This window comes from Acidithiobacillus sp. HP-11, from assembly GCF_015100075.1.
In the GTDB taxonomy this organism is placed as follows: Bacteria; Pseudomonadota; Gammaproteobacteria; order Acidithiobacillales; family Acidithiobacillaceae; genus Acidithiobacillus; species Acidithiobacillus thiooxidans.
Genome location: NZ_JACKYY010000038.1, coordinates 1 through 22,935 on the forward strand (window position 1 = coordinate 1; position 22,935 = coordinate 22,935).

General features: G+C 52.7%; 23 protein-coding genes. 14 read left to right on the forward strand and 9 right to left on the reverse strand.

The window, feature by feature from the left end; all coding sequences use genetic code 11:
- Positions 1–15 precede the first annotated feature (15 nt).
- A complete protein-coding gene (locus H7F08_RS11245) occupies positions 16–2,418 on the forward strand; it encodes a relaxase/mobilization nuclease domain-containing protein (RefSeq protein WP_319803971.1) in 2,403 nt (800 codons plus the stop codon).
- A 253-nt stretch (positions 2,419–2,671) separates the two neighbouring features.
- On the opposite strand, the gene H7F08_RS11250 is transcribed toward H7F08_RS11245, so the two are convergent.
- Positions 2,672–3,130 (reverse strand): site-specific integrase, encoded by a 459-nt coding sequence (locus tag H7F08_RS11250; protein ID WP_319803970.1) that lies wholly within the window; start codon positions 3,128–3,130, stop codon positions 2,672–2,674.
- A gap of 298 nt (positions 3,131–3,428) precedes the next feature.
- Here H7F08_RS11250 and H7F08_RS11255 point away from each other — a divergent pair, with 298 nt between their 5' ends.
- From H7F08_RS11255 to H7F08_RS11285, 7 genes are all read left to right on the forward strand, one after another.
- A complete protein-coding gene (locus H7F08_RS11255; RefSeq protein ID WP_193640593.1) occupies positions 3,429–4,058 on the forward strand; it encodes a sigma-70 family RNA polymerase sigma factor in 630 nt (209 codons plus the stop codon).
- Positions 4,059–4,133: 75 nt separating this feature from the next.
- Entirely contained in the window at positions 4,134–5,387 is a 1,254-nt protein-coding gene (locus H7F08_RS11260; protein WP_024894538.1) for a type II secretion system F family protein, read from the forward strand.
- Positions 5,377–5,943, forward strand: a complete 567-nt coding sequence (locus H7F08_RS11265) for a GspH/FimT family pseudopilin (protein WP_010638982.1) — start codon at positions 5,377–5,379, stop codon at positions 5,941–5,943. The genes H7F08_RS11260 and H7F08_RS11265 overlap by 11 nt, the downstream gene beginning before the upstream one ends.
- 11 nt (positions 5,944–5,954) lie before the next feature.
- Positions 5,955–6,428 carry a prepilin-type N-terminal cleavage/methylation domain-containing protein gene (locus tag H7F08_RS11270; RefSeq protein ID WP_227487865.1) on the forward strand — a complete coding sequence of 158 codons (474 nt, stop codon included), beginning with the start codon at positions 5,955–5,957 and terminating at the stop codon, positions 6,426–6,428.
- A gap of 2 nt (positions 6,429–6,430) precedes the next feature.
- A complete protein-coding gene (locus H7F08_RS11275; RefSeq protein ID WP_024894540.1) occupies positions 6,431–7,579 on the forward strand; it encodes a PilW family protein in 1,149 nt (382 codons plus the stop codon).
- Positions 7,576–8,166, forward strand: a complete 591-nt coding sequence (locus H7F08_RS11280) for a hypothetical protein (protein WP_010638977.1) — start codon at positions 7,576–7,578, stop codon at positions 8,164–8,166. The genes H7F08_RS11275 and H7F08_RS11280 overlap by 4 nt, the downstream gene beginning before the upstream one ends.
- The gene (locus H7F08_RS11285; RefSeq protein ID WP_193640594.1) at positions 8,163–11,651 is read left to right on the forward strand and encodes a type IV pilin biogenesis protein; all 3,489 of its coding nucleotides are present in this window, start codon (positions 8,163–8,165) and stop codon (positions 11,649–11,651) included. The genes H7F08_RS11280 and H7F08_RS11285 overlap by 4 nt, the downstream gene beginning before the upstream one ends.
- Positions 11,652–12,174: 523 nt before the next feature.
- Here H7F08_RS11285 and H7F08_RS11290 read toward each other — a convergent pair.
- Positions 12,175–12,450 carry a type II toxin-antitoxin system RelE/ParE family toxin gene (locus tag H7F08_RS11290; RefSeq protein ID WP_193640595.1) on the reverse strand — a complete coding sequence of 92 codons (276 nt, stop codon included), beginning with the start codon at positions 12,448–12,450 and terminating at the stop codon, positions 12,175–12,177.
- Entirely contained in the window at positions 12,450–12,716 is a 267-nt protein-coding gene (locus H7F08_RS11295) for a CopG family ribbon-helix-helix protein (RefSeq protein WP_031573366.1), read from the reverse strand. Before H7F08_RS11295 ends, H7F08_RS11290 begins: the two co-directional genes overlap by 1 nt.
- A gap of 264 nt (positions 12,717–12,980) precedes the next feature.
- Between H7F08_RS11295 and H7F08_RS11300 the strand changes: the two genes are divergently transcribed.
- The 4 genes from H7F08_RS11300 (at position 12,981) to H7F08_RS11320 (ending at position 15,639) form a co-directional block, all read left to right on the forward strand.
- Entirely contained in the window at positions 12,981–13,343 is a 363-nt protein-coding gene (locus H7F08_RS11300) for a helix-turn-helix domain-containing protein (RefSeq protein WP_158006076.1), read from the forward strand.
- Entirely contained in the window at positions 13,340–14,623 is a 1,284-nt protein-coding gene (locus H7F08_RS11305; RefSeq protein ID WP_193640596.1) for a type II toxin-antitoxin system HipA family toxin, read from the forward strand. The genes H7F08_RS11300 and H7F08_RS11305 overlap by 4 nt, the downstream gene beginning before the upstream one ends.
- Positions 14,624–14,857: 234 nt before the next feature.
- Entirely contained in the window at positions 14,858–15,145 is a 288-nt protein-coding gene (locus tag H7F08_RS11315) for a DUF1778 domain-containing protein (RefSeq protein WP_010638966.1), read from the forward strand.
- Positions 15,142–15,639, forward strand: coding sequence for a GNAT family N-acetyltransferase (locus H7F08_RS11320; protein ID WP_024894546.1), 498 nt, complete (start codon positions 15,142–15,144; stop codon positions 15,637–15,639). Before H7F08_RS11315 ends, H7F08_RS11320 begins: the two co-directional genes overlap by 4 nt.
- A 191-nt stretch (positions 15,640–15,830) precedes the next feature.
- Here H7F08_RS11320 and H7F08_RS11325 read toward each other — a convergent pair whose 3' ends face one another.
- Complete coding sequence (locus H7F08_RS11325; RefSeq protein WP_193640597.1) at positions 15,831–16,277, reverse strand: GNAT family N-acetyltransferase; 447 nt, start codon at positions 16,275–16,277, stop codon at positions 15,831–15,833.
- Between the two features lie 43 nt (positions 16,278–16,320).
- The gene (locus H7F08_RS11330) at positions 16,321–16,563 is read right to left on the reverse strand and encodes a DUF1778 domain-containing protein (protein ID WP_024894548.1); all 243 of its coding nucleotides are present in this window, start codon (positions 16,561–16,563) and stop codon (positions 16,321–16,323) included.
- A 96-nt stretch (positions 16,564–16,659) separates the two neighbouring features.
- Here H7F08_RS11330 and H7F08_RS15520 point away from each other — a divergent pair, with 96 nt between their 5' ends.
- Positions 16,660–17,295, forward strand: coding sequence for an ATP-binding protein (locus tag H7F08_RS15520; RefSeq protein ID WP_215866418.1), 636 nt, complete (start codon positions 16,660–16,662; stop codon positions 17,293–17,295).
- The gene (locus tag H7F08_RS15525) at positions 17,292–17,861 is read left to right on the forward strand and encodes an ATP-binding protein (protein ID WP_404813376.1); all 570 of its coding nucleotides are present in this window, start codon (positions 17,292–17,294) and stop codon (positions 17,859–17,861) included. The genes H7F08_RS15520 and H7F08_RS15525 overlap by 4 nt, the downstream gene beginning before the upstream one ends.
- Before the next feature lie 42 nt (positions 17,862–17,903).
- On the opposite strand, the gene H7F08_RS11340 is transcribed toward H7F08_RS15525, so the two are convergent.
- Genes H7F08_RS11340 through H7F08_RS11355 form a run of 4 tightly spaced genes read right to left on the reverse strand, consistent with a single transcriptional unit; the run spans position 17,904 to position 22,935 of the window.
- A complete protein-coding gene (locus H7F08_RS11340; protein ID WP_024894551.1) occupies positions 17,904–19,013 on the reverse strand; it encodes an ABC transporter permease in 1,110 nt (369 codons plus the stop codon).
- A complete protein-coding gene (locus H7F08_RS11345) occupies positions 19,013–20,128 on the reverse strand; it encodes an ABC transporter permease (RefSeq protein ID WP_193640598.1) in 1,116 nt (371 codons plus the stop codon). The genes H7F08_RS11340 and H7F08_RS11345 overlap by 1 nt, the downstream gene beginning before the upstream one ends.
- Positions 20,125–21,897 carry an ATP-binding cassette domain-containing protein gene (locus H7F08_RS11350; RefSeq protein ID WP_193640599.1) on the reverse strand — a complete coding sequence of 591 codons (1,773 nt, stop codon included), beginning with the start codon at positions 21,895–21,897 and terminating at the stop codon, positions 20,125–20,127. The genes H7F08_RS11345 and H7F08_RS11350 overlap by 4 nt, the downstream gene beginning before the upstream one ends.
- Before the next feature lie 3 nt (positions 21,898–21,900).
- Entirely contained in the window at positions 21,901–22,935 is a 1,035-nt protein-coding gene (locus tag H7F08_RS11355) for an efflux RND transporter periplasmic adaptor subunit (RefSeq protein WP_024894554.1), read from the reverse strand.

The following is a 22,935-nucleotide window of genomic DNA, read 5'->3' on the forward strand; positions in this document are numbered from 1 at the left end:
CGTGGGCTCGGAGATGTGTATAAGAGACAGGTCTTGAATTATGTTTTCGGTCGTGATGAGGACCACAAAAACGAACCTGGTCGATTGCTGGGTGGCAATCTGTCAGGGACAGATCCACGTACTTTAGCGCAGGAGTTCGGGATGGCCAGAACTCTTCGACCGGAGATTGAGAAGCCAGTTTGGCATAACAGTTTGAGGCTTCCTTGGGACGAATCTATAACGCATGCACAATGGGTAAAGATTGCTGATGACTACATGAGCAGGATGGGTTTTAGTGATTTGCACCCCCGTTGTTACGTTTTACATGATGATGAAGAAGGTCAGCACATTCACATTGTTGCATCACGCATTGCGTTTGATGGTTCTTTATATCTTGGTAAAAACGAGAATTTGGTGTCCACAAGAATCATTCAAGAACTTGAGACTGACCATCTTTTGAAGATTACCAAAGGGCCGGAATATATTGATGGAAAAATAAAGATGCCAGACATTAAACAGCCAAAGAAAGGTGAGATAGAGGGAGGACTAAGAAAGGGCGTAAAATCGCCGCGATTAGTCCTTCAGGATTTGCTCAATGAGGCGATGAAAGAACCACAGCCTATCATGCAATTTGTCGAGTTTCTGGAAGCAAATGGGGTGGGTGTCCGGGCTAATTTGGCCGCTACAGGGACGTTCAGCGGTTTTTCTTTTTCTTATGGCGGATTGAGTTTTAAGGGTTCTAGTCTGGGTGATAAATATAAATGGTCAAGATTATCGAAGGTGGTGGATTATGAGCAAGATAGAGACTTTGAAGAACTTGCCAAGCGCAAGCCAGTTGTTAGAAATGACAGCGGAAACCGTGGCAGCACTGGAAGCACTACCGCAAGCGATAGCCAACCAAATAACGGAAAGTTTGGAGCTGATGGAAAAGATGGCCAAGTCGCTGGATCAGGGGCTGGATGCCCAGAGAGCGATCATGGAGCCATTGATACAAGCCGCCGTGGACGCCATCCAGAAAGAGATGCGGACGCTTTCGCAGGACAAGGTGAAGCGGTCGGTGATGATGGCACGGGAACAGCACCGAAAAAACATGCAGATAAGCAAAACGATGCAGGGCTGGATACAGGAGTCCAAAAATTCACGGACAGAGCAGTCCAAAATGCAGGAGCAGATCACTCAATGGAAGCTCCGATTCTGGATAGCAACATCGGTCGCGGCCACGTTGACCGTGGTTCTGATACTGGTGTTCCTGTAAGTGTTACAAATGATCCCGAAAGTGTCGCTTGGAATTTGCGGTTCAAAAAGGCGTCTGCGGCAAAGCGTCGGGCTAAAGAACAAAAGCAGGATTCACCGGATAGACAGGCGAAATATCAACAGGTGCGGGATACAGCACACATGGCCGATTTGGTGGCTTACATGAAATCGGTGGGGTTAGAGGTCAAAAAAGACGGAGTGAAAAACTGGAGTATTGACGATCGTTACCGCGTAACGAAACAGCCGGATGGTCATTATGTCTGGTGTACCTGGGATCACAGTAGAGGCGGTGACGCCATTGCTTTCTGCACCGATGAAATGGGATTGCGTTTTCAGCAAGCCATTGTTGATCTTTCAGGAAGCCGGTTGGTTCCGGCACAACCCAAAGAATGGTCTCCAATGGATCGTTTTCCGACTGCACCCCCAATCTGTCGTAATGCGGATCCGGTGATGCACTATCTGGAGGAGCGCGGTATCAGCCAGAAGACTATCCTCCGTGCCCAAGGGGCAGGTTTCTTACGTTTTGTGGATTATAACGGGGTTCCGTCTGCGGCCTTTTGTGGCCTTGGCGATAACGGCCAATTGCGATCGATGACGGTTCGGCTGACGCAACCGATCCAGTCATTTGATGGTGAAAAACAACTCACGCGGATTGATGTGCGGCACGCCAATAAGGCGTACCCGGCCATCTGGGATGGGGATGATCCAAGCGCTGTCTGGGTCGTGGAAGGCGGTATGGATGCCCTGGCTATCGTTGAATGGCACAAGGCCTATCAGAAGCCAACCCCCTGCATCATTGTTTCTGGCGGGGCGGGTGTGCAATCGTTTTTAGACCAGCCGCATGTGCAGCAGCGGCTGAAAAAAGCCGAATCGGTTTACATGGCCATGGATCATGAGCAAGACCCAGAGACCCAGGCCAAAACCGATGCTGCCCATGCACGGCAAATCGAAAAACTGTGTGACTTGGGTTGTGCAAAGGTCATCGCTTGGATGCCACCAGTCGGCATCAAAGACCGTGCCGATGCCTGGAAAGCGGGCACTTTGCCCGATCCGCATAACCCATTGGCCCCTATGGGAGAAATGCCTCAAGAAGTAGAATTTATAATGGATGATGAAGAACACGCCGACCTCGTCACTCCCCAGACCCAACCGTTACAGGAACGTTTTGATCTATCTGACGGGTAAAGCACAGGTCACTTGGGCGCAATTTTGGGCAAAGACACGCCAGACTGTCAGGAGCCCTGAACGCGATCCCCAAGAGGCCTACGCGCATGGCCGATGCCGCCTTGGGAAGAGCCTGTTGCAGATGTTTTCTGTTTCACCCATTGGCTGCGCCGTCCTGTGCAGGGAAAGCGGCATTCTTTCCCATGGCTCCGCTCCTTTCAGCCGGGGGAACGGCTGTTTTGCGGAGGAAGGACGCAGAGGAACAAAAGACTCATCATCCCAGTAGCTTGGCCAGTTCTTCCGCCCGCAGGTGGGTATACCGCTGCAGCATTTGCAGGGTTTTATGCCCGGTAATGGCAGCCACCTGCACGGAGTTCAGACCTATTTCAAAAAATCGGCTGGTGGCCTTGTGGCGGAGGTCATGGAAGCCTAAGTCATCAATGTGTGCGCGGCGGCAGGCTCTCTCGAAGGCCTGGGTGATGCTGTCCGCACGGATCCCCCAGACCTGGCCATCAACGCGACGGGGCAGCGGGGTCAGAACGGCCAGTGCGCGACTGGACAGTGGCACCCGGCGCAGATCTCCTGACTTGGAGTCCGGGACCCAAAGGACGTTGGTCCGAAGATTCACGTTGCGCCATTGCATGGCGGCAATTTCTCCTCGGCGCATGGCGGTTTCTTTGCTAAGAAGAAGCCCAGGTAGGGATGGTTGAGTCAAACGGATACTGCAGTACAATAACGCGCACTATACTGCTGCCTGCACCCATCGACCGACACTTATGATCAAGATCGAACTGGTTCTGACCGATTACGGGTTTCCTGTGGAAGCGGAAGGGCTTTTGTTTTCAATCTGATCAACCCGCTAACACAACTTAGCGCGGAGGACGGCGTTGTGATTGATCAGCGGCATTTAATGGGAATATTGAAGATGACTATGAATAACCTATACACAGTGGTCATGTCATTAATGAGCCCTAGATATGGGGACATATATGTCTTGGTGGCTATAACAAATGGATTCAAAAGGTTAAGCGGTGAAAGATAAAAAAATAGCCGATATATCTAAGAATTTAAAGATTGTCGAGTATATGCCGCTGGCAAAAAAAATGGCAATACCCTATAAAAAAAGATTTGGTTATAAGGATGCCTATCAAATCGCATATTATGGACTTGTTCGTGCTGCAGAGCGATTTGATTCGTCACTAGGCTCTTTTCCTTCATACGCAAGATTTTGGATCAAGTGGTCTTTTCAGGAGGCAGGAATAGCTTCTACTCTTGTTTTCGTTCCAACAAGAAAATCCAAAGAAATGTGTGCTGCTTTCCATGATGAAAATCCGGGCAGGGAAATCCCTTACATACCATTTGAAGTGGTTAGCATTGAGGATATTGAAGAAAACGCTGATTTTCTAATTTGCGAGGATATCGGGCCGGAAAGTTGGGCCATGTATAATGACATCTGGGATCTCATCGTTAAGACCTTGGCGAGCATGCCAGAAACCCAGAGCAACACCATGATTTTATTGTACGGTCTGGATGGGAAGCCACCAGCCACAAGGCAAGAGTGTGCTGCCATACTCAATGTGCATAGGAACACCATCAAAGAATATCATGAGCGGGGCTTGGCTGTTTTAAAGTCGGTTTTTGCGGAAGATAACTTGACGTAGGGGAAAATGCGCTTTGCGCAGGTTGTTTTTTTTCATTTCTAAGCTAGATAACGTTGTGTGATGAGGAGAGATTGGATGGCAACAGCACTAGGAAAAAAGGTGGCGGTGAAAGAGGCGAAAACCTACGACTTTGTCTGGGAAGCCACCCTGCCCGGTGCCAAAGACAAGAAAAAAGGGGAAATGAATGCCGCCAGTGCCAATGTGGTGCGGGTAGCTCTCCGCAGGCAGGGACTGGTGCCGGTAACAGTGCGCAAAGTCCCCCAACCGTTGTTTGGTGAAAAAGGCGTCAAGGAAGCCCAACTGGTCGTCATGGTCCGCCAGCTTTCCACCATGATCAACGCCGGGGTGCCGCTGGTACAGGCTTTTGAACTGCTGATTAGCGCCACCCAGGGTGCAGCCATGAAAAAACTCCTTAAGGGTATCCTTAAGCATCTAAAGGAAGGTGAATCACTTTCGCAATCCATGGCGCATTTCCCCAAGTATTTTGATCGACTGTTTGTGTCCTTGATTGCCGCCGGTGAACAAGGCGGTATTCTCGACACCATCCTGCTGCGTCTGGCCGAATACCGCGAAAAAACCCTGGCCCTCAACAAAAAGGTCAAGTCCGCCATGTTTTATCCAGCAGCCATCATTACCGTGATGCTGGTGGTGGTGGTGATTTTGATGATTTTTGTGATTCCGGTGTTTTCGCAACTTTTCAGCAGCTTTGGAGCCACCCTGCCCCTGCTCACCCAGATTGTCATCAATATTTCCAACTGGATGAAAAGTCACTGGTATATTGTCGTACTCCTGCCCATTGCCGCCGTGTGGTTATTCATTTTTGCCTACAAGCGCAGCCTGCCCTTCAAAACCGTCATTGACCGGATTTCCCTGAAAATTCCAGTACTGGGTGACATTTTGTTGAAAGGGGCCGTCGCCCGCTTTATGCGCACCCTGTCCACCATGCAGGCGGCGGGCGTGCCCATTCTGGAAGCGCTGGAAACCCTCTCGAAAGTTTCCGGCAATGTAATTATTGAAAACAGCGTATTACGGTCCCGCGATGACGTCGCCGCCGGTGGTCGCATCAGCACCCGCCTCAAAACCGATGGTGTCTTTCCCATCATGGCCACGCAAATGCTGTCTATTGGCGAAGAAACCGGCGCCATCGAAGTCATGTCCGGCAAAGTCGCGGACTTTTACGAAAACGACGTAGAAGAATCCGTCAACCGCCTCTCCACCCTCATGGAGCCCATGATCATGGTGGTGTTGGGCGTGATTGTCGGCACTCTGGTAGTCGCCATGTATATGCCGATCTTCAAGATGGGCGCGGTGGTGACGCATGGGGGGTGAGGGCTTGCCCGAAACCCTGCCCGAAGTTTGGGGCAAAGGCTTTACCTTGATAGAGCTGATGGTGATTATTGCCATCATGGCTATTATCGCGGCCATTGCTATCCCTCAATACAATATCTGGATGGTGCGGGCGCGTATTCAAGCCGCAGCAGGAAATCTTCAGCAGGATATAAACTGGGCCAAGGGCTATGCGATCCGTAGCGGCTATCCTGTGACGGTGAACATTCAGGGCGGCGGTAATGCCTGCTCTTGGGCCATCACACCGCAGACTGTCAACAAAACCCTGCAGAACGTCCCCCAGATGACCGCAACACAGTACGCTAGCGAATACGAGAATACCCCTTGCACCGTTCTGAACAGTGGCACATTCAGTGTCACACCCACGGGTATGGTGTACGACACAAACAACACCGTTACCAGCGCCGCTATCGTTTTTCAGGCCGCCAGCCAGCAGCCAGCTACCTACGGTTACTGGCTGGTGCAAGTCAGTGGTGCCGGGGACGTGCGGTCCTGCGCCACGGCTTCCGCCACGAGCACGGCATGCAACCTAAAATGAGGCACATTGCCATGTACTCACCTCAGCAGCCGGAGCAGGGACTCACTCTCATTGAGACTATGATCGCCCTGGCGATTTTTGCCATTGGCTCGCTGGGTATCCTGGCCATCCTCATGACCGGATTCAGCACCAGCGCCGAGGGCAACAATCTCACGGGTGGCTATCAGATTGCCCAAAATGCTCTCGGCCTGATCCGCGCCAATGGCAGCAACGCTCTGCAGTTTAACGGCGCAGCCATATCACCAACAGGCAACGTCACCGTTCCTGGCAGCGCCAACACCACAGTTGCACAAGAGATTAGCACCTGGAAAAACATGCTGTATCCTCCAGGTCTCCCTCCCGCCCTCCCCTCCGCCTCTGGCAGCATCACGGTCCTTTCCCAGCAAGGCAACGGGGTGTGCCCCTGTATAGCTACCGTTTCCGTTTCCTGGCGACTTAACGGTACCCCAGAGACCTACTCCGTACAAACCATCGTGGGATACTGACTATGCGCCAAGCTGACGTCTCCGAAACTGGCTTTACCCTTACCGAGCTTTTGATAGCACTAGTAATCAGCACGTTGCTGGCGGCTGCCGTGTTCACATTTTTTCTGAATAGCAGCCAGATTATCACCAACCAGAGCAGCACTACGGATATGTGGCAGAGGGGACGTAACGCGCTGGCGATAGTGCGCCAGGCAGTTGAATCTGCGGGCTTCGGATTACCACAGGCATCTGACTGTCCTAACGGGATTGCCGCTTATAACAGCAATCAGACTAGTTCATCTTTTTCTTTAATGGCCATAACCGCCTCTGTGCAAAGCAGCGGCACCTATGACCCAACATCTATGAGCAATATCAATACCTATTCATTGATGACCGTGGCGGGGGGAGCATCATTTGGGAATGCCCCTGTAGGGACAATCACCAAAACGCCCAACAGCACATCTGCCACAGTTTTTTTGAGTAATGTAAATCTCGTTCAGCCTAATGATATGTTTATTATCGACTTACCCGGGCAAGCGTGTTTAATGGGTCAGGTGACCAACGTAAATCCTCAGGGAAAGGGACAAAATGGAAATAATATCGAATACAATCATGGGCTATCTCCCTTTAATCCGAGCCAGGGTTTGTCCGGTATTGCGGGCACCACCTATAACATCAGTGGCATGAGTTTTGTTGGGGCAAACTTCTTGGACTTGGGCAGCAATTACTTCACCATTAATCAATTTAGTATTGGTGACAACGGGGGTACGGCTACACCCACCCTTTATTTAACTCAATATACTGCCAACCAGACCACCAAGCCCGTACGTCAGGCTTTGGCGCGGGGCATAGTAGATCTACAACTGGAGTACGGTTTGGGCAGCAATAGCGCCATCAGTCAATGGGTCTTACCAAACAAATATACCCCTACTCCCACTCTGCAAATCCTCGCTGTAAAGATTTCATTACTGGCGCGCAGCACCCGTTACATGCCCAACGAAATTAGTCCAGCCACCTTTGCTATGCCCACTCCTCCTGGACAAGCACAGCAAACATATACTGTGCCCCAAACCAATGGCCCAGGCTGCCTTCAAGGTAATTGCAGACACTATGCCTACCATCTTTTTGAGAGTGTAGTGCCGGTGCGGAATAATATCTGGGGTGGATCATGATTGAGCAAGCAAAGCGTTTCCTATTCGCAAAGGAATCAGAAATTAATAAGCAGGAAGGCGGCGCGATTCTCGTCATCACCCTCGTCCTCGTACTGGTAGTTACCATTGCCGTCCTCGCGCTTATGTACCTAACCCAAAACGATGTCCTCATTTCATCCAATATGGCGGTGCAGAGCGCCGCCCAGGAAGCGACAGATGATGGCGTGACGGCTGCGAATACCAGCTTGCAGAACTTACCAAACTGGCCGGAAGTCACATCCCCGGGCTATTGGTACAGCCCGTTACCGACCAACGCTAATGGTCCAACCCGGCCAACAGTACCGCCTGCAAGCTTTTGGTCTAGTTGCACTGGAACAACCTGTGCCTCCATTCCTGTTCAATATGGCAGCTTTAATTTCAATGTGCAGTACGTCATGTATCCCGCCGGAGCTCTTGCCACTCAAATAGGCGGCAATGAACAAAATCAAACTGGCACTGGACCCGGCGTACAAAGCGTTCGTTATTACGTTGTTTATGTACATACATCCAGAGCCAATGGCGGTGGTCTTGGTGTTACGGTGCAGACCATTTTGAGGAAAGTGCAATGAAGAAAAAAATACGTCAGAAATTTCTTGTAAGTTTGCTTAGTTTATCCATGTGTACCGCCCCACTCGTGTCTTGGAGCAGCTTTGCCCAGGCCAACAGTACTATCAATATCCTGCCTGCTAACCAGCCGCAGGTGATGATATTGCTGGATAACTCACAAGGCATGGCGGGTGTCCTGCAAGGCCCCACCGGCCTGTCCGGAGCCATTATGACTGGGTCTGGCACTGTGCCAGAGGACGCTAATTCTTCCTCACCCGTGAGTTATACTGCCAGCGGTTTCACACCGCCCGCGTTGGGTTCGCCCGGGACCAGTGTGCCTTACTCCGTCCCCTGCAATACGTCCGGCATTACCGCCGCCGCTCTGAGTGCCTGCAAAGTTGTGGGTGCTTCAACATCAACCAGTGCAACATCCACATCCACTAATTATGGTTATATTGATAACTCACAATCCATGCTCAATGTGGCGGAACAGGCCATCAGCACAATTATCAGCACACCAGAATATAACAGCAATATTCAGTTCGGGTTGATGGACTATGTCGGTAAAAATATTGAGGATTCTGGGATATATCTCTATAATACATGGGTGTATTATATGAGTGATGGCAATGGATTTTCTTTTGGAAACAGTGGTACCACACCACCATCTGGAGATGTAGAAGTGGCAAATCCCTGTTACCAATCAGACAGTAATTCATGTACTATTTTGCAACAATATGTATTTGGCTATGGTAACGGAAGCATTAGTGATCCGTACATGTATATTCAGGCAACTAGTGATGATCCGATCATCAATGACGTGATGTATGCGACGGGTTATGGCGGAGCAGGGTCTGGTTCTACGAATGCAGTAGGTACCAATCCAAAAGTCCACAATATGAACTTACCTGATTACGAGCAACTAGCGATTGGAGGAAATACAGCACCAATACCTCATGTGACTTACAGTTATTATACCAGTGGACTGGCTAGTTATATGAGTCCCACCAGCGCAGGCTATATACCTCAATCATATCAGGAATGGCTCTCTCAACGAGGATACGCATTCAATGCCAGCACCCAATATAATAGTGGCAATATCGTCAGCCCCATATCCGCAACTAATAGTATCAATAAGACCAATATCGCTAAGGCCATACTCCCGGAAGTTTTTCTACCTAACAACCCAAAATTTAATTACGCAGATAAAGGTCCGATAACCGCCTCAGCTGGCTTTTCCCCCATGGCTGGCGCTTTCAGCACAGCACTGAACTACTACGATGGCAAACTAAAAACACAGCCACCAACGACCTGTGGTAGCAAATATGTCATTTTCATCACTGATGGGCAACCTACACAAGGCATGAATAACGGATATGTATATCCGCCCTTGGGAAGCGCTTCGGCACAAATGTTCGGTGTCACTTCTATCACCGCCAGCACTTGGAGTTCCACGACAAATAATGCCGTAGTAGAAGCCATTCAAGAAATCCAGGCGCTCGCACAACAGGGCATCAAGACTTATGTTTTAGGGGTGGGCTCCGCAGTCAACCCTAATGTCCTAGGTGCATCTTCTGCGGATAATGCCGTAGCTCTTCAGGGGCAGGCCGTGCTCACCGCAATGGCGCAGGCGGGAGGTACTAATAACTTTTATGCTGCAACGTCTGCCTCCGATGTGCAATCCGCCATGAACAGCATCATCGCCAACATCCTCGGAAAAAGTGTTTCTGCATCCTATGGCGCACCGCCTTCCGCAACTGTGGGGTCTTTGGAGTTTTTGCTCAAGAATGTTAATCCAATCACTGGGCAAGGCGACCTCTATGCCTATGCATTACAGAGTAATGGTACGCCGAGCATTAGTCCATCCTGGAACGCCAACAGTAACATGAGCAATCGCTCCAGTGCCCTCTATACCACGACGCCCGGCGGCACGAATGGGGCAGGAATAAAGAGCTTGCTGACCAATGTCGCCCAGAATACGCCTAGCGCATTCGGTACCCTGCCTACAAGCTTGACTGCAAGCACTATTGCCGAATATACCATTGACCCGTCCTTTAGTAGTGGTGCCTATCTCGGCGGGCGTCAAAGTGGCTGGTATATGGGGTTACCTACCTCCACCCCGCCGCAGGTGCTCACCGCGCCCAACAACGGACAACTGCTGGGCGCGGGCGGGACCACCAACAGTTACCTGAAATTCGCACAATCACACGCCAGTCGCCAGAATGCGGTCCTCTTTAGCGACAATGACGGCTTCCTGTATGCGATGGGCTACAACAACACCGGCAGCCCGACGCTCCTTTGGGGATGGATGCCTCAAGGGCTGCTTCCCCAACTCCAAAATTACAATACCTTCTGGCAGGGCGTCAGTATGCAGGGCGGATTCCAGACCATAGACGCCACAGTCGCGCCGACGACCAACTCGCATACTTGGCATACCTATGTAGCGGGCAGTGCCAGTAACGGTGGCATTCTCTATGATCTCCAGTTGACTGGGACTGGGACCGCTGGGCCAGACCTGAGCCAAACGGTGTGGGAGGATGATCTGGGCGACAATTATAGCCAACCGCAGCCTAGCAATCCGGTCTTTTATCAATATCAGACGCCGGGAACCACGAGCTTTGGCCAGACCTGGGCATTATGGGCCGTAAACAAAGCTATCAGCGCCACCAGCAGTACCAGTTATCTGATAGGGGTTAATGTGGGCACTGGCCAAAGTTTTCAGGACAGCCTCCCCTTTAATAACACCGCCACCCCCTACATCGACGCTAGTGGGAATCTCTATCTGGGCGACAATACCGGTAACATATACGAAATATCCTCTGCTACATTGCCAGGCTTACTGACGCCCGGCGCCGCGACCCTCACGCTTGCTAAGGATTTTGTTAATAATGCCGCCATTGGCAATTATTCGTCGGCATGGTCTGGGAGCCTCAGTGGCAGTAATCCGGGTGAAGTGCAGTATATCGGTGGTAGTTACTATCAAGGTAAAAACTATCTGCGTGTACAAGGACCCAATGGTATCACTATTTTTTCTCAGCTAAATGGTACTTGGTCACCAGTATGGTCGGCCTATGCTGGCGGTGCTGGTATATGGAGCAGCGGGGCTTTTACTACGCAGACCTCTAGTGCCAATCCACCCATCACGGCGTTGCCAGCGGGGTCCGTCGTTTCCGCGCCCGCTTTAATTAACAGTGGTGCCGTGATTCTTCCAGTTACCGTGCCACCATCTGCAAACACCTGTGGAAATAGCAATGCTTACTATTACCTCTATGCCCTCAATAATGGCACTTTTCCCAGTGGTACTTTCACTAACAGTACTGGAGATGCCATTACTAGTGCACTTTTCGTGGGTTACGGAACGGCCTTCACGCCCACCGTCTCTAGCTTCAATGGCCGCACATTGTTGCAAGGGTCAGCTAATAATACCGGACCGACAAAAATGTTTCCCACAGGCTTCGGTGCTGGTTTACCCTTGGGTGGCCCCACGGGATGGAAACTTGTTAATTAATATCCCGAAAGGCTAACTGCCCATCGGGTGAATCGGCACATTGGCAAATACGGCTTGTATGGTTGACCATGGCAGAAGATAAAACCATATTTGGGGTTGGGTGGCACAAGTTAGCCAAATCTACCTTATCGATTATCTCGAATGGTTCGTGGATGCCTTCATTCTCTTCACGGTACGTATTTTTGACGCTTCGTTGGCAAACTAACTCCAAGAAAATTTACTGCGTCGATCATGCCCTGGTGACGTCCATCTGCTCCGGCATTTTGTCAACTCGAGGCATCGGCTGGAAAACCTGGTGGTTACCGCGTTGCGACGGCTGACGGGCGTTCCCTGCTGAGTCATTCAACCGTGGAGCCAGTTAAAGCCTGGTATCTTCATCGTCGCCTTCGCAGTCGTCCATACTATGAATGGCCTGTGGAGGGTTGGGGCCGCTCAGCAAATTCGCTGCGTCCTGCCCCCCATCTCAACCAGGATAGAGCGCAACTTGCGCACGAAGTCATAGTAAGTTGGTGGTAAAGCCATTTCAGCGGTCCTCTCGGGTATGCCACAGCCGCAGCATGTAGATGATCGAATCCTGAAGTTCGTAGCGAACCTCGTACTCCCCGACCAGAATTCGCCGTACCTCGCGCGGCTCGAACTGGAAAAGTTGCTCGCCGATGCGTGGGTTGGTCAGCAGAATGGTCGAGGCCTTGGTCAGCGCCTGCACCGCCCGCGCGGCGGCGGGCTTGTTCACCGGAGCCAGAAATTCATACAAGCGCGCCAAATCGGAAAGCGCCTTGCTGGTCCACTTCAGCTCCATCAACGCGGCATCGGCAGCGGCTGGTCAGTGCTAAGGCTCTCCGCCCATGCTTGCACGGCCTGGTGATCGATGACGCGGCCGGCGTCTACGTCAGCCAGCGCTACTAGGGTCAGTCTGTCGCGCTCCTCTTCCTGGGCGATCCAGGCGGAAAGCGCCTGCTTTACGATCCAGCCGCGCGAACGCTCAAGTCGTGAAGCCATCTGATCTACCTTGTCTGCCAACGGAAGCGGTACGTGTGCGGTCAGCACTTTGGTTGCTGCGGTCATGTTGCACCTCCTTGATGTCCATCGGGCACGAGCCTTTCTGATGTGGTTTGGTTTTTTTCAAATCATAGTGATTAGTTTTGAATCAGTCAAAGTTTCGAGAACCAGCGTTACCGCTGAGAAACACTGTAAATACATAGAGGTACATAAACCCTGTCATCTGCTTATAGTCGATCTATCGCCGTAACCTCGAATTGTGCAAACACATCCATAAAATAGTATCCAAATAAACCAATTGTAGATATTATAGTATTTATTATGGATATTTTGCCTAACAAAAAGCTGCAGCGGACTGAGCCGGCTCATGGTCAATCCCGCCGCATGGAGTCCTCTCTGCGGAGCCTTGCCGAGCGGCTGAAACGCGCCCGTAAGCGCCGTGGATGGTCACAAATCGAAATGGCCAGATTACTGCAGGTGAGCATTGTTACCTACCGCAAAATGGAAAAGGCGGACCCGGGGACCGCCATTGGCACCTGGGTGGCGGTTTTGTCTTTACTGGGGATGCTGGGGGACCTTGATAACCTGCTGTTGTATGACCGTGACTACCAGGGGGCGGCCCTCGAACAAAGCCTGCGTACCCGCCGTCGATCCAGAAGTGTTTCACCCGATGATCTGGCGGATAGCCTATGAGCCGCACGGATAATGCGCCGTTGTTCTATGTGTACGTCTGCCCGGATGCGACACAAAGGTACCTGGCAGGCATTTTGACTTACCACGAAAGCGCGGCGATCAGCACCTTTCAGTATGTGCGCAGTTATCGTGAACGCGACGATTTGCCGCCCATCGCCCCTATGCCTGCATGGCGGAAAGACGGCCCGCCTATATTGACCCAAACAATGAACCGGGGACTAACGGGACCGATTCGGGATGCCTTGCCGGATTACTGGGGCACGCTGGTTTATGCCAAAAATCTGGGTATCGCAGTAGAGTCCGTGCAATTCTCGGACTTATTGCAGGCGGATGTTCAGGATCGCCCCGGATTTCTGGCGTTTTCCAGAGACCTGGAAAGCGCTCCGGTGATCCCCGCGCCCGTAAATAGGACCGATGACGTGCCGGATCTGTCTGCGATTGTGCAGGCCGTCGAATCTCTGGAGCAGGAAGGCCCATCATCCTATCCCCTGCAGCCGTTGGCGGATTTTCTGGTACAAAGAACCAGTATGGGGGGCGCTCGCCCGAAACTCTCGGTTTACCACCAGGGGCAAATGTGGCTGGCCAAGCTGCCCGCCTATCGGGACAGTTATGACGTAGGTCTCCTGGAGCAGGCCACCATGATACTGGCCCGCCGCGCTGGAATCACAACGCCGAATACCGAACTGTATCCACTCCAGGATGGTCGCCATGTGTTTCTGTCGCAACGCTTTGACCGGGTCGGCACTCCAGAAAACATGCAGCACCTGGCCATGGTCAGTGGCTTGTCTCTTTTGAATCTCGATGAAAGCGAAAACCGGCTAGGCAGTTATCCTGACCTGGCCAACCATCTGAGGATGTTCGGGGACCTGTCTGGGGCGACGGAGCTTTTCAGGAGAATGATCTTCAACTGGCTGGTCCGAAATACGGATGACCATCTGCGTAATCATGCGGTAATTCTGGGCGTGGACGGCACCTGGCAATTATCACCGGCATATGACATCAACCCAACGCATAGTCGCCCCGGTCTGCATACCCAATTCGACTTATCCATCGCTCTCGGTAAAGAAGGGCGTCAGGCTACTTTGCAAAACGCGCTGTCCATGGTGGAGGCCTTTGGTCTGGATAAGTCGGAAGCGACACATATTGTCCACGAGTGCTGTGAAGCGCTGCAAGGTTGGCGTGCGGTTTTGCAGGACCTGGGATTGTCACAGAAAGACATCAACTTTTGGGAGCACAGTTTTTCAGACCAAAGTAAAAACGTTCTTTCTTCCAATTCTTGAAGGCCAGTTCCGCCGGGATGCGGACGGCCTGCGAATTGCCATTTCTGAAAATTTTCGTGATCACTTGGTCCCCCCTCCCCCATTTTACCTATGCCCGGTTCTATTCCGGCCCGTTTGGGTAGCAATGTAAATACATGGATGTACATGAGCCCTGTCACCCGCTTACAGTCGCCTGGACGAGTAGCGTCATTTGTACTAACATGACACCCAACGTACACCACAAGGACGGTTGCCATGCTGACCACAAACACTACGACGCGCTCGGCCCGCCTTGGACTGCGCGCAACACCGGCTCAGGAAACTGTACTGCGTCGCGCCGCCGAGGTCGCCCATAAATCACTGACTGATTTCATTCTCGATGCCGCTTACCAGGCTGCCGAGCAGACCCTGCTCGACCAGCGCCTGTTCATGGTGACCGGCAGTCAGTATCAAGCGATTCTGGAAATGCTCGATCGGCCAGAATCTGACAACCCCGGATTGGCCGATCTGTTCTCCCGAGCCCCGGTGTGGGCCAAAAAATGAGCTTGTCCGCGCCGCAGCCACTCGATGCGCAACATCGGCTGGAAGATTTTGACTGCGGTAAATCCGGTCTCACCGACTGGCTGTTGCGTCACGCCCGCCAGGCGCAAGGTAGCGGCTCGGCGAGAACCTTCGTGGTTTGTGATAAAACTCGTGTTGTCGGTTATTTCAGCCTGACGGTGGGCCAAATCGATACACTCGATTCACCTGAACGCATTCGTCGGGGAATGGGACAGTACCCGATTCCGCTAGTTATTCTTGCACGCCTTGCCGTGGATCTCGATTATCAAAAACAAGGTATCGGCTTTAGTCTTTTGCAAGATGCTATCCATCGGGCGCTTGCAATTGCCGAGCATGCGGGCATCCGGGCTTTGCTGACGCACCCCCTTGACGCCGATGCTGATGCATTCTATCGCCGTTTCGGATTCGAACCGACGCCAGACGACGACCGGCAACTCATCCTGCTTTTGAAGGACGCGCGGCGCTTCGCTGGATAAGATATCGGACAGGCCAGCCCCGCCTGGCGTTTCTTGCTGAACCATTCAGCATAATGGTTTTGTTCTGTATCCATGTCCGCGCCTCAATTATCCACCCAGTTTTCCATAGTCAGACCGGGGAACATACGAAAATCGGCCTCGTTGTTGGTTACCAGGGTAGTGTTTAAGGCAATAGCATGACATGAAGCTGGTTATTTCAGCCTGACTGTGGGCCACATCAGCAAATACAGCTTGTAGGGTTGCTCATGGCAGGCAATAAAACCATAGCGCTTGTAGAATCGCACTGCATCTGCATTTTTGGCATCTACAAATATACCTGCACTGCCTACTGACAATGCGGCATTGCGAGAGCGGGTGACGGCATCAGCCAGCAACAAACGTCCAAGCCCCTGCCCTTGCAGATTGGAATGAACAGCCAGCCTCCCCAGTCGGGTAACAGGGATCTGGCGCGGGTAGCGTCTGGCTAATTCGGGAGTGAGATCAGTGGACAAAACAAAGGCAGAGGTCAAAGCAAAGTAACCGAGAATACTGGTTTCTCCAATATCTACATAGCCTGCTGAGTGGTAACTTTCTATCTCCTCAGCGTCTGATGCTATGGCAACAAATATTCGCGATATCCCCTTTGCTTGATGCTGCAACGCTGTTTGCCGAAGCCAAAAATTCAGGACCTCGACGCCACAATCAAAGCCCTTTCGGTCGCGGATGCCAGTTAAAGCCTGTATCTTCATCGTCTCGCTTGGCTTCTCTATAGTGTTGCAGTGCTGCCTTCAATTGAGCATTGGGTGGTGGCGGATTTTCCAACGCCTGAATAAAGGTCTCTGTGTCTTGGGCAGATAAACGCATGACCCGCTCTTGTTCGATGATCCGCTCGGCTTCACGCAGGGATGACTGGACCATGAATTGATTGATGGTCGCACCAACCATCGGAGCCGCTCTGATTTCTGAAAGGTCGTCGGGGAATGGGACAGCACGCGACCCTTCGCTGGATCATAGACACATATCCGGTTATGATTATTCAACGTGATCGACATACTCAAAGAAATCTTCCTCGATTTTCAAGATATGGATCTGCCTACCGGCATAGCCAGGCAGATTTCTGTCTCACATATGCCCGGTAAGGCTACCGTTTGCATTGGTGTGCGGCGCAGCGGTAAATCGACTTTTATGTTTCAGCTTATGAAGAAATTGCAGGATACGGGGGTTGACCGGCAGAACATCCTTTACCTGAATTTTTTCGATGATCGCCTGCACAATCTTCAACACGACAAATTGGCGGTGATTCTGGAGGCTTATTTTTCGCTCTATCCAGAAAAAAAGAATGCGGAGAAGGTGTATTGTTTTTTTGATGAAATTCAGGTGGTTCCTGGTTGGGAACCCTTTGTGGATCGGTTAATGCGTACGGAAAATTGTGAAGTGTACATCACTGGGTCGTCGGCGCAGATGCTTTCAAGGGAGATCGCGACCCAGATGCGTGGCCGGGCAATTTCCTGGGAAATGTTTCCATTTTCATTTTTGGAATTTCTCGATTATAAGGGAATCGACAGTGCCGGTCCGCTCTCCACCAAAAAACGCCTGACCATTCAAAAAGCATTGATCTGGTTGAGCGCCATGATATTGCCCACCCCAAAGCTGTCATTGATCTCGCACACTGGTTGATGGACAACATCGGATCGCTCTATTCCATCAACAATCTGACCGGTTATCTGAAATCCCTGGGGCACAAGGTACCCAAATCCGCCGTAGCCGATTATCTCGAATGGTTCGAGGATGCCTTCATTCTGTTCACAGTGCGTATTTTTGATGCTTCGTTGGCCAGGGTGAACACCAACCCCAAGAAAATTTACTGCGTCGATCATGCCCTGGTGACGTCAATCAGCTCCGGCATTTTGGTCAACTCGGGGCATCTGCTGGAAAACCTGGTGTTTACCGCGTTGCGACGGCTAACGCCGGATATTTATTATTACAAAACCAGGATGGGCCGGGAGGTGGATTTTATCACCGGTCGGAAAGGCCAGTCCCGCATGCTTGTTCAGGTGTGCGAATCAATGGCCGATCCGCATACCCGCAAACGGGAAACCACTGCACTGGCCGAAGCCATGTCCGAACTTCAACAAGCCCAAGGCATTATCGTAACGCGTAACGAGGAAGAACAAATTCCCGTCTTTTCAGGTAAAATTGACGTAGTCCCCGCTTGGCGTTTCCTGCTGAACCATTCGGCATAATGATTTTGTTCTTCGGTGAACCGTGTTGAGTCAAAGAGCGCATCATTGCATCCGATGCCGGAACAGCCATGCGGCCGCCGCCATGGAACACAGGGCGATAATGGCCAGGGGCCAGTATTGGGGCCAGAGCATGGGGATGTTGTCCCCTTCCAGAAAAACGCCGCGCACAATCACCAGAAAATAGCGCATGGGATTGAGATAGGTCAGGTATTGCACCACTTCGGGCATATTGGCAATGGGGGTGGCGAAACCCGAAAGAATGATGGCCGGCACCAGAAAAATGAACACGCCCAGCAGGCCCTGCTGTTGAGTGACCGATAGGGAAGAAATCATCAGGCCGATACCGACTGCAGCCATCAGGAACAGAGCCAAACCGAGGATAAGGGCAAGGATACTGCCGACAAAGGGCACCTGAAACCAGAACACCGCCACCAGCACAATAAACAGTCCTTCCAGCGCACCGATCACAAAACCGGGTATGGCCTTACCCAGCAAAATTTCCACGGGACGCATGGGCGTCACCAGCAATTGATCAAAGGTCCCTTGTTCCCGCTCCCGGGCTACGGACAAACCGGTGACCAACAGCGTCACCACCAACACCAGCAGTGCCACAATACCCGGCACGATAAACCAGCGCGACAGCAGATTGGGGTTAAACCACGAACGCACTACCAGTTGCGCCGGCGGTCTTCCCCAGTGGTGTTCCTGCGCCCAGCGTACATCGAAGTGCATCAACACCGTATTGACATAATTCAGGGCCAGGGTGGCCGTATTGGAGTTGCGGCCATTGATGATCACCTGCAAGGGCGTGGGATGATGCATGAGCAAATCGCGGGTAAAGTGCGGGCCGATATTCAGGACGAGCAAGACTTTTTCATTATTGATGAGCGGAGCAATTTGTCCTTCGTTTTCAATGGTTGCAACCTGCTTAAACGCGGTGGATCCCTGAAATTCGCCCAATAGTTGCCGGGAAGCAAAGCCGCTGTCCTGGTTATAAACCGCATAGGGAATATGGCTCAGGTCGTAGGTAGCGGCATATCCAAACACCAGCAGCTGGATAATCGGCGGTCCGATCAGTACAAAACGGCTTTTTTTATCGCGCAGGAGCGCAAGAAATTCCTTGATCACCAAGGCCCATATGCGTGCCAGCATCAGTCTAACCTCTTACGCGAACGTCGCCAGGTAACCCCCAGAAAAAACAGGGCCATTAACAGCAAAGCCAGACTATTCCAGAGAATGATGGACCACACATCACCGACAAGAAACACCGTCTGCAGGATGCTGACAAAATAACCGGCGGCAACAATGTGGGTCACCAGGCGGATAGGCGCGGGCATCGACTGGATGTCAAAAATGAAGCCCGACAGAATGAAGGCCGGTAAAAAGGTGACAATGATGGCAATCTGCCCGGCCACAAACTGGTTGCGGGCCGCACTGGAAATCAGCAGACCCATACCCAGCGCCGCCAACAGAAAAAGTGCCGAACAGACCAGCAACACCCAGAAACTCCCCACCAGCGGGACAGCGAAAAGCCAGACGGCCAGAGCCACCGACAACAGCAGACCACCCATACCCATGATGAAATACGGTATTAACTTACCGAGCAGAATCTCGGCCATGGTGACCGGCGTAGCCATCAAAGCTTCCATGGTTCCACGTTCCCATTCCCGCGCCACCACCAGCGCGGTCAGCAAGGCGCCAATGAGTGTCATGATGACGGCAATCAGGCCGGGAACCAGAAAATCGCGACTGCGCAAGGCCGGATTGAACCAGATGCGTGGTTCGGCATTGATGGGGATAATCAGCGGCTTGCCCGCATTGAGGGCACGCTGTTGCAGCCAGTTTTGCCAGACACCCTGCATATAGCCTTCCATAATGCGGGCATTATTGGCATCCACCCCGTTGACCAACACGCCGATGGGCGCCGTTTTGCCCTGAATAACCTGGCGACTGAAATCAGCACGCAGCCAGACAATCCCATCGACCTTGCGGTCCATGACTGCCTCCCGGGCCTGATGCAGACTGCCGTATATTTCCGGCGTGAAATACGGTGAATGTTGTAGCCCACCCACAAATGCGCTGGTTTCTGCGGTGGGTTGGTCCACGACAACGGCAATGGGGATATGACGGGCATCCAGCGAGACACCGTAGCCAAATAAAAACAGCAGGAATACCGGCAGGACAAAAGCAATGGCTATGGCCGAAGGGTCTCGCAAAATCTGGATGAACTCCTTACGAATCAGGCCGCGCAGGCGCTGCAGATTCATGAGGATCTCCGGATTTGACTTTCGTGATGCTCAATCAGGAGGATGAATGCGTCTTCCATGCTGGGGTCAGGATGTTCTTCACTGCGGGCCTGGGCGCGCACCTGCTCGGGACTGCCCTGGGCCAGCACTTCACCGAGCGACATCAGGACCAGGTTGTCGCAATATTCGGCCTCATCCATGAAATGGGTGGTAATCATCACCGTCACCCCGGTTTCTGCCAGTGCGTTGACCCGCTTCCAGAATTCCCGCCGGGCCAGGGGATCGACACCGGAAGTGGGCTCGTCCAGAAAGAGAATGGGGGGCTCGTGCAACAAGGCGCAAGCCAGGGCCAGGCGTTGTTTGATGCCCAGAGGAAGCTCATCTACATTGACGTCGCGATAGTCTTGCAACTGGAACTCCCGCCGCGCCCAATCCAGTCGCTGCCGGCGCGCAGCCCCGCGCAAGCCATAGGCTGACGAGAAAAAGGCCAGGTTCTGGTCACAACTGAGATTGCCGTAAAGAGAAAACTTCTGGGAGACATACCCGATGCGGGCCCGCGCCTGGGCACTGGCGTGGCGCATGTCCACCCCGGCCACACGCAAGGTGCCTGATGAGGCGGGAAGCAGACCGCAAAGCATGCGAAAAGTCGTGCTTTTACCGGCACCATTGGCCCCTAACAGGCCGAAAATCTGCCCTTTCTGAACGCTGAAGCTATTCCCCTTGACGGCTTCGAAATGCCCGAAAAACTTGCAGAGATCGTGCACTTCAATGACGGTTTCCGCTGTGGATTCCGCCTTGGGTGGCGCCGGAGAAATCGGCTGCGCTGGCTCTGCCGCCGCCGTATTGCTGGTCAACGGCGCATCAGACGTGGACGTTGCAGCACCCAGCAAATCCACAAAAGCATCCTCAAAGGCCGGAGCCACTGCTTGCCAGTTCTCCCCTGCCCGTGTTTCGGGCTGGGTCGTGGTCCGGCAAAGCACCCGCACGCCATTGGCAAGAATACGCGCATCCTGAATACCCGGACGGGCTTGCAGGGTTTCGCGGAGATGTCGCTTGCTGGCCGTTTGCTGGCTCACCAGAAAACAGCGGCCTTGAAGCGGCGCACTGAATGCCGCCGGCGTGTTCTTTTTAAGCAATTTACCCTGATGTAACAGAATGATTTCGTCGCAGCGTTCGGCCTCATCAAAATAGGCCGTACTCATCAACACGGTCAGGCCTTTTTCGCGCAAGCCCTGAATGATTTCCCAGAGTTCACGGCGGGCAATGGGATCCACGCCCACGGTCGGTTCATCCAGCAGCAACAATTGCGGCGCCCGTAACAGGGCACAGGCCAGACCCAGCTTCTGTTTCATTCCGCCGGACAGGGCTCCGGAAGGCCTGGCGCCAAAAGGACCCAGCGCCGTCAGCTTGAGCAACTCCTGCTGGCGGCTCCGCGCCGTCTCCCGATTCAAACCTTGTAAATCGGCAAAAAGATCCAGGTTTTCCTGTACGCTGAGTTCTTCATACAGACCAAAACGCTGGGGCATGTAGCCAATGTGTTTCTGAATCGTGCTGGCCTGACTGCGGGTGTCGGCCCCCAGAACCCTAACCGTTCCGCTATCAGGCAAAAGCAGACCCGTTGACAGACGCATCAGGGTCGTTTTGCCCGCACCGTCCGGCCCCAGCAGCCCGGTGATACTGCCTGCCTGCAAAGTTATCTCCAGATGATCCAGTGCCTGCACCCGCTCCTTGCCACGGGCAAAGCTTTTGCTGACATCAGCAAAATGCAGGGGCGTAACCGCTTCGCTCACGACTCAGTTTCCGCAGGGATGCGCAGACAATTTTTGCGGAGGATTGTTTTGCAGGGAAACATGCACGGTAACGGGCATTCCGAGACGCAGCTGATGCCGGGGGTTACAGGCATAAACCCGCACCCGGTAGACCAGTTCGGTGCGCAATTCGGTGGTTTGCACGGTCTTGGGCGTAAATTCTGCGGTGGGTGAAATGAAACCCACCCAGCCGGAAAAGGTTTTGCCGGGGAAAGAATCACTTTGAATATTCGCTTTCATGCCCAGGCGAACTTGACCCAGTGCCTTTTCGGGCAGGTAGGCACGCACCCAAACCGGATTATCCAGTGCCAGGGTAAACACCGGCGTCTGCGGAGAAACCATATCGCCCGGCTCCAGAATGCGGTCCTGGACCACGCCGGTATCGGGCGCATAGAGGCGCGTATCCACCAGCTCACGCTGCGCTAAAGATAAGGCCGCTTTATCCGCCTGCAGCACCTGCCGCGCTGCCGCAATGTCTTCCTTACGCGGGCCTTTAATCGCCAGAGACAGGGCCTGTTGGGCATGTTCGGCATTGGCGCGGGCCGTCTTCAGGGCAGCCGCCGCGTTATCGGCGCTTTGTCGGGAAACATATTGCTGGGCGGCAAGGGACTCCTGGCGTTTCCAGGTACTTTCAGCGTTGACCATGGTCGCTTGGGCAGCGGCAACCTGGGCGCGAGCTTCGGCAATTTCTTCGGGACGGGAACCGGCCAGCAGGCGCGCCAATACCTGTTGTTGCGCAGCCACCGCAGCGCTGGCTTTGTCTACCGCATCCTGAAAACGCACGGGATCAATTTCTGCCAGTAACTGGCCTTTTTTGACCCGATCGCCCTCCTGGACCAGGAGATCGAGCAGCCGGCCATTATCATCAAAGGCTGCCTGCACCTGACGGATATCGACATTCCCATAAACGGTTACCTGATCGCTGGGTGCAGCCGGTCGGGTTTGCCAATAGGCGACTGCGCCTGCAATGGCCAGAGCCACTACCGCAACAATGATCAGCTTTTTTTTCTGGATAGCCAT